This window comes from Pseudomonas sp. SIMBA_067 (assembly GCF_046534675.1).
GTDB lineage: Bacteria > Pseudomonadota > Gammaproteobacteria > Pseudomonadales > Pseudomonadaceae > Aquipseudomonas > Aquipseudomonas putida.
The window spans coordinates 1-247 of record NZ_JAWRYH010001061.1; the positions used below are offsets into that span (position 1 = coordinate 1).

The 247-nt window shown below is 59.1% G+C and carries 1 protein-coding gene; it reads left to right on the forward strand.

The features are described 5' to 3' along the window. The coding region (locus SB765_RS32485; RefSeq protein ID WP_410932874.1) for a restriction endonuclease at window positions 1-247 on the forward strand (247 nt) is incomplete at both ends.

The following is a 247-nucleotide window of genomic DNA, read 5'->3' on the forward strand; positions in this document are numbered from 1 at the left end:
GTCCGGCCTGGTCGCTGCGTGGCGAGCTGACTTGCGCGGCCAGCTGCTGGACTCGCAGCGAAACCTCAATAGTCTGAAGGAGTTGAGCTGGAGAGAATTTGAGCGGCTCGTCGGTGAGGCTTACAGGAGACTCGGATATGTCGTGAATGTCGTTGGCCAAGGAGGAGCCGATGGCGGTGTAGATCTCGTGTTGATACGGCCGCGCGAGAAAATCCTCGTGCAATGCAAGCAGTGGCGCGCGAATAGC